Source organism: Streptomyces sp. NRRL S-337 (genome assembly GCF_000720175.1).
GTDB classification, from domain to species: domain Bacteria; phylum Actinomycetota; class Actinomycetes; order Streptomycetales; family Streptomycetaceae; genus Streptomyces; species Streptomyces siderophoricus.
Genome location: NZ_JOIX01000079.1, coordinates 24,966 through 33,696 on the forward strand (window position 1 = coordinate 24,966; position 8,731 = coordinate 33,696).

The following is an 8,731-nucleotide window of genomic DNA, read 5'->3' on the forward strand; positions in this document are numbered from 1 at the left end:
CACCCGGCAGGGCCGGGAGATGCCCCCCGTCGCAGGGACCGAGGAGGAACCAGACGTCATGGGCGAGCGAAGCAGGCAGGACCGCGAGCAGAAGAGGATGCAACACCCCGAGAACCGGGTAGGTGGTCGCAGGTGAGTTCCCTCCTGCTGCTGACCAATGCACTCCAGCCGTCGACGGAGGTGCTCCCGGCGCTCGGTCTGCTGCTGCACAGCGTGCGGGTGGCCCCGGCCGAGGGCCCGGCGCTCATCGACACCCCCGGCGCCGACGTCATACTGATCGACGGCCGGCGTGACCTTCCCCACGTGCGCTCGCTGTGCCAGCTGCTGCGGTCCACCGGCCCCGGCTGCCCGCTGATCCTGGTCGTCACCGAGGGCGGCCTGGCCGCCGTCACCGCCGACTGGGGCGTCGACGACGTCATGCTGGACACCGCAGGCCCCGCCGAGGTCGAGGCACGGCTGCGGCTGGCGACGGGCCGCCAGCAGATCACCACCGACGACGGGCCGATGGAGATCCGCAACGGCGACCTCTCGGTGGACGAGGCCACCTACAGCGCCAAGCTGAAGGGCCGGGTGCTGGACCTGACCTTCAAGGAGTTCGAGCTGCTGAAGTACCTCGCGCAGCACCCGGGCCGGGTCTTCACCCGCGCCCAGCTCCTACAGGAGGTCTGGGGCTACGACTACTTCGGTGGCACCCGGACGGTCGACGTCCACGTCCGCCGGCTGCGCGCCAAGCTCGGCCCCGAGCACGAGTCCCTCATCGGCACGGTCCGCAACGTCGGCTACCGCTTCGTCACCCCCGAGAAGCCCGAGCGCTCCGCGGAGAGCGGCGGCAAGGCCAAGGACGACGGGGCGAACGGGACGAAGCGCGCGGAATCCGACCGTAACGCCGGCGCTGCGCAGGGTCGCACCACAGCCGATGGCTCCGGCCCGGACCCGGCGGCCGCCGCGACCGCCGATTCCGCAGGCCCACGGCCTGCCCGCAGGTAGGGCCACCCGCGTAGACTGCCGCGCGTGGCCAAGGTGACGCGGGATGATGTGGCAAGACTGGCGGGGACGTCCACCGCCGTTGTCAGTTACGTCATCAACAACGGACCCCGGCCGGTTGCCCCGGCCACGCGCGAGCGGGTGCTCGCCGCGATCAAGGAGCTCGGGTACCGGCCGGACCGGGTCGCGCAAGCGATGGCGTCCCGCCGGACCGACCTCATAGGCCTGATCGTGCCGGACACCCGGCAGCCGTTCTTCGCGGAGATGGCGCACGCCGTCGAACAGGCCGCCGCCGAGCGCGGCAAGATGGTGCTGGTCGGCAACGCCAACTACCTCGACGAGCGCGAGGTGCACTACCTCCGGGCGTTCCTCGGCATGCGGGTGGCCGGGCTGATCCTGATCAGCCAGGGCCCCAGTGAGCACGCCGCCGCCGAGATCGACGCCTGGGACGCCCGGGTGGTGCTGCTGCACCGCCGGCCGGACGCCATCGACGACGTCGCCGTGATGACCGACGACATCTGGGGCGCCCAGCTGGCGACCCGGCACCTGCTGGAGCACGGGCACTCCTACGTCGCCTTCCTCGGCGGCACGGAGGAGACCCCGAAGTCCGGCGACCCCGTCACCGACCACGTCGAGGGCTGGCGGCGCGCCATGCTGGAGTCCGGCCGCTCCCCGGACGGCCACTACCACCAGGCCGCCTACAACCGCTACGACGCCTACCAGGTCGCGCTGAAGCTGCTGGCCGGGCCCGAGCGGCCGCCGGCCATCATGTGCGCGACCGACGACCAGGCCATCGGCGTGCTGCGGGCCGCCCGCGAGCTGCGCATCGACGTGCCCGGCGAACTGGCGGTGGCCGGCTTCGACGACGTCAAGGAGGCCGGGCTCACCGACCCGCCGCTGACCACCGTCGCCTCGGACCGCCAGGCGATGGCCCGGGCCGCGGTCGACCTGGTCCTGGACGACGGGCTGCGGGTGGTCGGCTCCCGCCGCGAGCGGCTGCGGCAGTTCCCGTCGCGGTTGGTCGTCCGGCGGTCGTGCGGCTGCGGCGGCTGACCGCGCGCGGCGCCGCACCGCGCCTCTTCATGCCGGGCATATCTACTTCTGTCGGGTCTCTCACGGCGTTCTCAGACGGTTCTCATGCACCGGCCGCACAGTCATCACCATGACCGACAGCTACCGCCGAAGCGGCGATGAGACGCACCAGCAGGGGTTCGCCCAGGGGTTCGCGCACGGGTCCGGCCAGGCTTTCCCGCCGCCGCCCCCGTACGCACCGGGGCCGGACGAGGCGGCCGGTCCGCCGCGGCGGGCCCGTAAGCCGGTCGCGCTGATCGCCGCGGTCGCGCTCGCCTCCGGTCTCATCGGGGGCGGCAGCGCGGCGCTGATCGCCGGCGCGACCACGCACGCCACGCAGAACAGCGTCGGCACCCCGCTGGTCAACGCGGGCAAGAACAGCGGCAGCGGCGTCTCGGCGGTGGCCAAGGCGGTCAGCCCGTCGATCGTGGAGATCAAGGCGCGCACCACCGAAGGGGAGTCCACCGGCTCCGGCGTCGTACTCACCCGCGGCGGCGAGGTCATCACCAACAACCACGTGGTCGCCGGCGCCGACACGGTCCGGGTGACCTTCAGCGACGGCAGCCGGAAGACCGCCAAGGTCGTCGGGACCGACCCGGACAAGGACCTGGCGCTGATCAAGGTCCAGGGGGCCAAGGGGCTCACGCCGGCCTCGCTCGGCGACTCCGACAAGATCACGGTCGGGGACGGCGTGGTGGCGATCGGCTCGCCGGAGGGCCTGACCGGCTCGGTGACCAGCGGCATCGTCTCCGCCCTCAACCGCGACGTGACCGTCCCCAAGCAGGACGGCGGCCGGGGGAGGCAGGGCGCACCGGACGACGGCGGCGGCTGGCCGTTCGAGTTCGGCGGCAACCAGTACAACGGCGACACCGGCTCCTCGAAGACCTCGTACAAGGCGATACAGACCGACGCCTCGCTCAACCCCGGTAACTCCGGCGGCGCCCTGATCAACCTCCAGGGCCAGATCATCGGCATCAACTCCGCGATGTACTCGCCGAGTTCGGCCAGCAGCAGCACCGCGGGCAGCGTCGGCCTGGGCTTCGCCATCCCGATCAACACCGTCAAGGCCGACCTCGACTCGCTGCGCGGCGGCGGCAGCGGCGGAAGCAACAGCGGCGTCTGACAGGCCGGCCGGCCACCTGCCGTGCCAGGCTGAAGACCAGCCGTCCGTTTTCGTATCCCAGCCGAGGTAACCACGCACATGAGCCCCGCCGAGCACGGTGACCACCCCGCCCGCATCCTCATCGTCGACGACGAGCCCGCGGTCCGCGAGGCGCTGCGGCGCTCGCTCGTCTTCGAGGGGTACGGGACCGAGGAGGCGGTCGACGGTCTGGACGCGGTCGACAAGGTCGCCGGCTACGACCCCGAACTGATCGTGCTGGACGTCCTGATGCCCCGCATGGACGGGCTGACCGCCGCCCGCCGGCTGCGGGCGAGCGGGGTGACCGTGCCGATCCTCATGCTCACCGCCCGCGACACCGTCGGCGACCGGGTCACCGGCCTCGACGCCGGTGCCGACGACTACCTCGTCAAGCCCTTCGAGCTCGACGAACTGCTCGCCCGGATCCGCGCCCTGCTGCGCCGCAGCTCCTACGCGGCGGGGGCCGGCGCGCAGCCCGCGGAGGACGAGACGCTGGGCTTCGCCGACCTGCGGATGAACCTGTCCACCCGCGAGGTGACCCGCGGCGGCCGGCCGGTCGAGCTGACCCGCACGGAGTTCACCCTGCTGGAGATGTTCCTCGCGCACCCGCGGCAGGTCCTCACCCGCGAGCAGATCCTCAAGGCCGTCTGGGGCTTCGACTTCGAACCCACCTCCAACTCCCTCGACGTGTACGTGATGTACCTGCGCCGCAAGACGGAGGCGGGCGGCGAACCGCGCCTGGTGCACACGGTGCGGGGGGTCGGCTACGTCCTGCGGGGGGAGGGCGGGGCGGAATGAGCACCGGCCGTCCGGGCCCGCTGGCCCGGTTCCACCGGCTGCCGCTGCGCTCGCGGCTGGCGATGCTCACGGCGGTGGCGGTGGCCTTCGCGGTGGCCCTCTCGGCCGCGGCCTGCTGGCTGATCACGCGGGACCGGCTGACCGAGCAGCTCGACACCCAGCTCAGCAGCGTCGAGGTGGGCGACGGCTACGTCCGGGCGCTCAGCGCGTACTGCAACAGCCCGGACGGGGTGCACTTCCAGCCCACCCCGTACACCATCCAGCTGGTGTCGGCCGGCGGCTACGTCTGCACCTCGCCGGACAAGTCGCCGATCCCGCCGCAGCGTGCGGACACCGCGGTGGCCGCGGGGCGGCTGGCGACGACGGAGCACACCACCCGGGCCCAGGACGGGGCCGAGATGCGGGTGTCGACCAAGCCCTACGAAGGGCCGCTCACCGACGCCGCGGGTAACCGGCTGGCGATCTCCGTCGCGGTGCCGATGAAGCAGGTCACCGACCCGCTCAACCAGCTCGCGCTGGTGCTGCTGGTGGTCGCCGGAGTGGGCGTGCTGGGCGCCGCCACCGCCGGTCTCTGGGTCGCCCGGGCGGGCCTCAAGCCCGTCGACCGGCTCACCGCCGCCGTCGAGCACGTCGCCCGTACGCAGGACCTGGCCATCCGCATCCCGGTCGACGGGGAGGACGAGATCGCCCGCCTCTCCCGTTCCTTCAACTCCATGACCTCCGCGCTGGCCGCCTCCCGCGACCTCCAGCAGCAGCTGATCGCGGACGCCGGCCACGAGCTGCGGACCCCGCTGACCTCGCTCCGTACCAACATCGACCTGCTGGTGCGCAGCGAGCAGTCCGGCCGCCCGATCCCGCCCGCCGACAAGGCGGCCCTGCTGGCGTCGGTGAAGGCGCAGATGGGGGAGCTGGCGGCGCTGATCGGGGATCTTCAGGAGCTGTCCCGGCCGCCCGAGCCCGGCCAGAGCGCGGTCGGCGTGGTGGCGCTGCACGAGATCGTCGGCTCGGCCCTGGAACGGGCCCGGTTGCGCGGCCCGTCGCTGACCCTCACCGCGGACGTCGCGCCCTGGTACGTACGCGCCGAGGCGGCCGCGCTGGAGCGCGCGGTGGTCAACCTGCTCGACAACGCGGTGAAGTTCAGCCCGCCGGGCGGAACGGTCGAGGTCCGGCTGGCCGGCGGTGAGCTGACCGTGCGCGACCACGGCCCGGGCATCCCGAAGGACGAACTGCCGCACGTCTTCGAGCGGTTCTGGCGCTCGCCGTCCGCCCGCAGCCTGCCCGGCAGCGGGCTGGGCCTGTCGATCGTGGCGCGTACGGCGGAGCAGGCGGGCGGCGCGGTACGGCTGCGCTCCGCCGACCTCGGCGGCACCGAGGCGGTCCTCACCCTGCCGGGCGCACCGACCCCGCCGCCCGCGGGGCCGGCCCCGCGGCCGGGGAGCCCGGCCCCGCCGCCCGGCCCGCCGGAGCCGCCCGCGGCGGGCTGACCGGTCCGCCGCCCTACGTCACTTCTTCTTCGCCGCGTCCCCGAACGCCAGGTCCGTGCCCGAGAGTTCGGCGCGGATACCGTCCCGTTCGACGGAGATGTTGCGCAGCCGCACGTCACCGGGGGTCTTGGGGAGCTGGAAGGAGAGCGACAGCCGGTCCGCGAGCTGCGGCTTGGTCAGACCGCTCAGCGCCCCGAGGATCTTCGGGTCGATGCCGACCTTCTGCAGCAGCCAGGGGTGGTCCACCACCACGTCGACGAGGTTGACCTTCATCAGCTGGTGGACGAAGCGCGGCGACCCGGTCAGCTGGTGCAGCTTGTCGTCGCTGCGCAGCGCTTCGTCGAGGTACTGCTTCGGGATGCCGATCCGCTCGGCGATCGCCGGGATGCTCAGCATCGCCTTGGCCTTGGCGGCCTGCCGGCTGAGTTCGGCGGCGGCCTTGCGGGTCAGCCGCAGGCCGTCCGCCTTGCCTGTGCCCGGCCGGTACACGGCGACGTCGCCGATGTCCAGCCGCATCCGGCTGATGTCGGTGGACACCCCACGGTCGCCGGCCCGCCGGATGCGCGCCTCGGCCCGGACGCGCAGTTCGTGGCCGGCGATCGGCAGCCGGCCCACCGCGCGGACCGAATCGTGCCCCAGCTCGCTGAACTTCACCTGTGAGGCGCCGAGTTCACGGTTCATGTCGTCGAAGGCGAGCAGCACGTCTCCGTGCATGGAGCCGATCGTGGCGCCCTTGATGGAGCTGGGCAGATCGCCGTCGAGGCGGACGTCGTGCGCGGTCGCCTCGAACTTCGCCAGCGAGACCCGGTCGGCGGCCAGGTCGGGGATGGTGACCTTCACCTGGTCGACGCGCTTGTCGAGGACCTGGGTGAGGAACGGGAAGCCCTGGATGTCGACTTCGGGCGTGGCGTTCAGATGCAGCGCGGACTTGAGCTTCTCCGCGGTCTTGTTCTGCGCGTACAGCACCGCGAACCGGTCGAAGAGAGTGAGGAACGCGGTGCCCACCAGCACCGCGACCAGCAGCTTCAGGGTGATCGGGACGGCGGCGAAGCGGCTGATCCCGCGCTTGGCCCGGCGGTGGTTGGGCGGCGACCAGGCTTCGTCCTCGTCCTCGTCGTGGCGCAGCCCGAGGCCCAGCGGATCGTCGCTGCCGTCCCGCTCGTTGAGGTACGTGCGGCGGCGCGGGCCGCCGGCGTACGCCGCGGGATCGTTCTCCGGTCCGGTCTCCGCGGCGGGGTCCGGCTCGGGGTCGGCGAGGGCGGCCAGATCGGCGTACGGGTTGATGGGGGAGAGCCTTCTGGTGTCGCCGGCGGGTTCGTCCGGGGCGCCGCTCGTGACAGGGGTGTGGGGGTGGTGCGAGGCGGCGGGTTCGGGCGAGGGTGAAGGTATGCGTGTGGGGGTTCGCATCCGTACATCCCACCACGATCGGGGTCCTCGAACGCAAGTCTTACCGAAGGTATGTCGGATACGCGAAGCTTGTCGTAGCGATCTTGAGGAAATTTTTCCGCGACACCGGCTGTTGCTGAATTACCGTCAGCACTCTTCCGGGTGCGTACGTCGTCCGTACTTCCCCGCACCTCGTGCTCTTACCGATCTCCCGAAGGTGGCCCCATGATCGTGGTAACCGGCGCAACCGGCAACATCGGCCGCAGCCTCGTCGACCGGCTCCTCGCGGACGGCGCCGCCGTACGCGCCCTGACCCGCGACCCGGCACGCGCCCAGCTGCCCGCCGGGGCGGAGGTGGTACGCGCCGATCTCACCGGCAGCGCCGCCGACTTCGGGCCCCTCCTCGACGGCGCCGACGCCCTCTTCCTCAACCTGGCGGCCGGCGGCGACCGGGCCGCGCTCGCCCTCGTCGAGGCCGCGGCCAAGGCCGGCGTCCGCCGGATCGTCCTCAACTCCTCGATGGCGGTGACCGACACCCCCGCCGACGAGACCAACTTCATCGCCCGGATGCACGCCACACTGGAGCGCGCGGTGCGCGACTCCGGCCTGGAGTGGACCTTCGTCCGCGGTGGCAACTACGCCACCAACGCCCTGGCCTGGGGCCCGGCGATCCGCGACTCCGGAGTGGTCCGCGACGCCCACCCGGACGCCCAGGGCGTGCCGGTCCACGAGGCGGACCTCGCGGACGTCGCCGCCGTCGCCCTCCTGGACCGCACCGGAACCCACACCGGCCAGGCGTACCTCGTCACCGGCCCCGAGCCGCTGACCGTCGCCGACCAGGTCGCCGAGATCGGCCGGGCGATCGGCCGCGAGACCCGGGTCGAGCAGATCACCGAGGAAGCCGCCGCCGAGGCGATGTCCGGCCCCCACCTGCCGAAGGAGGCGGCCCTGCAACTGGTCCGCATGTTCGGCAGCACGGTCGACGCCCCGGCCTTCCCCGTCTCCGACGCGGTCGAACGGGTCACGGGCCACCCGGCCCGCACCTTCGCGCAGTGGGCACGGGATCACGTGGCCGACTTCTCCTGACCCCCACGTACGCGGCCGTCCCGCCGCGGGGCCCGCTCGCCGTCGCGCGCACCCCGCTGGTGGAGCACGGCCAGGGGCAGCATCACCACCGCCCCCACGAAGAAGTACGTGTTGATCGCCATCTCCGTCCAGAACTCCCCGGAGGCCGGATCGGCGGGGCGCTCCGCCAGCCCCAGCAGGCCGTACGGGGTGAGCCCGGCCGCCGTCGTGAGGTTCTCGACCAGGCCCGGCACACCCCGTACGACCAGAAGCACGGCGCCGCACCACAGCGGCACCGTCACCAGCCACCCGGGGAGTCGCCGCCCCCACGGCCGCACCGTCGCCAGACTCACCACCGCGCCGCCCGCCGACATCGCCACGATCAGCCCGTCATAGGCGAGGAACACCCACACCGGCACGGCGTCCTCCGCGCCCATCGCCGCCCGGTAGTCCACGCCCATCCACACATGCCACCCGAACGACGCCACGAGCCACCCGAACGACCCGTAGGCCCAAAAGGCCTTCCTGGCCCGCCCCTTGGCCCTCTCCTCACCTCGCACAGCAGTCATACCCGCCACGCTAGGAGCGGCCCACCACGGGGACGTCCTCCTGGGGGCGGGGGCCCTCCACCGTGTGGGGGAGCCTCGCCGTTGCGCTTTGCGGCGCCCCCGCACGTAGCTGTCTGTCCCGCCGCGGGGCTCGCTCGCCGTTGCGCCTGCGGCGGGCTGGGTGGGTGTTGGGTGCGGTGACGGGCCTGCGGGGCCGGTGTTTGGGACTGCTGTCGCTTTACGTCCCAAACACC

Annotated in this window: 8 protein-coding genes; 6 read left to right on the forward strand and 2 right to left on the reverse strand. The window is 72.6% G+C overall.

Annotated features, from left to right (window positions below; genetic code table 11):
• Positions 1 to 132: 132 nt before the first annotated feature.
• The 5 genes from IG62_RS0134330 to IG62_RS0134350 all read left to right on the forward strand — a co-directional run bounded on the left by IG62_RS0134330 (position 133) and on the right by IG62_RS0134350 (position 5,478).
• Entirely contained in the window at positions 133 to 987 is an 855-nt protein-coding gene (locus tag IG62_RS0134330; protein ID WP_030812704.1) for a response regulator transcription factor, read from the forward strand.
• 24 nt (positions 988 to 1,011) lie between these two features.
• Positions 1,012 to 2,037: a LacI family DNA-binding transcriptional regulator gene (locus IG62_RS0134335; protein WP_030812709.1), complete on the forward strand. Its 1,026-nt coding sequence runs from the start codon at positions 1,012 to 1,014 to the stop codon at positions 2,035 to 2,037.
• Positions 2,038 to 2,146: 109 nt separating this feature from the next.
• Complete coding sequence (locus tag IG62_RS0134340; protein ID WP_030812712.1) at positions 2,147 to 3,178, forward strand: S1C family serine protease; 1,032 nt, start codon at positions 2,147 to 2,149, stop codon at positions 3,176 to 3,178.
• A 78-nt stretch (positions 3,179 to 3,256) separates the two neighbouring features.
• A complete protein-coding gene (locus IG62_RS0134345; protein WP_030812715.1) occupies positions 3,257 to 3,994 on the forward strand; it encodes a response regulator transcription factor in 738 nt (245 codons plus the stop codon).
• A complete protein-coding gene (locus IG62_RS0134350; RefSeq protein ID WP_051799020.1) occupies positions 3,991 to 5,478 on the forward strand; it encodes a HAMP domain-containing sensor histidine kinase in 1,488 nt (495 codons plus the stop codon). The genes IG62_RS0134345 and IG62_RS0134350 overlap by 4 nt, the downstream gene beginning before the upstream one ends.
• An 18-nt stretch (positions 5,479 to 5,496) precedes the next feature.
• Here IG62_RS0134350 and IG62_RS0134355 read toward each other — a convergent pair whose 3' ends face one another.
• Complete coding sequence (locus IG62_RS0134355) at positions 5,497 to 6,885, reverse strand: DUF2993 domain-containing protein (RefSeq protein WP_030812719.1); 1,389 nt, start codon at positions 6,883 to 6,885, stop codon at positions 5,497 to 5,499.
• A 204-nt stretch (positions 6,886 to 7,089) separates the two neighbouring features.
• Between IG62_RS0134355 and IG62_RS0134360 the strand changes: the two genes are divergently transcribed.
• Positions 7,090 to 7,950, forward strand: a complete 861-nt coding sequence (locus IG62_RS0134360; protein WP_030812722.1) for an SDR family oxidoreductase — start codon at positions 7,090 to 7,092, stop codon at positions 7,948 to 7,950.
• Here IG62_RS0134360 and IG62_RS0134365 read toward each other — a convergent pair.
• The gene (locus tag IG62_RS0134365; RefSeq protein WP_158795161.1) at positions 7,929 to 8,498 is read right to left on the reverse strand and encodes a hypothetical protein; all 570 of its coding nucleotides are present in this window, start codon (positions 8,496 to 8,498) and stop codon (positions 7,929 to 7,931) included. The genes IG62_RS0134360 and IG62_RS0134365 overlap by 22 nt on opposite strands.
• Positions 8,499 to 8,731 lie beyond the last annotated feature (233 nt).

Coding starts and splice junctions, on each gene's coding strand:
- IG62_RS0134340 (WP_030812712.1), top strand. CDS start 2,147: ATGACCGACAGCTACCGCCGAAGCGGCGATGAGACGCACCAGCAGGGG.
- IG62_RS0134345 (WP_030812715.1), top strand. CDS start 3,257: ATGAGCCCCGCCGAGCACGGTGACCACCCCGCCCGCATCCTCATCGTC.
- IG62_RS0134350 (WP_051799020.1), top strand. CDS start 3,991: ATGAGCACCGGCCGTCCGGGCCCGCTGGCCCGGTTCCACCGGCTGCCG.
- IG62_RS0134355 (WP_030812719.1), bottom strand. CDS start 6,885: ATGCGAACCCCCACACGCATACCTTCACCCTCGCCCGAACCCGCCGCC.
- IG62_RS0134360 (WP_030812722.1), top strand. CDS start 7,090: ATGATCGTGGTAACCGGCGCAACCGGCAACATCGGCCGCAGCCTCGTC.
- IG62_RS0134365 (WP_158795161.1), bottom strand. CDS start 8,498: ATGACTGCTGTGCGAGGTGAGGAGAGGGCCAAGGGGCGGGCCAGGAAG.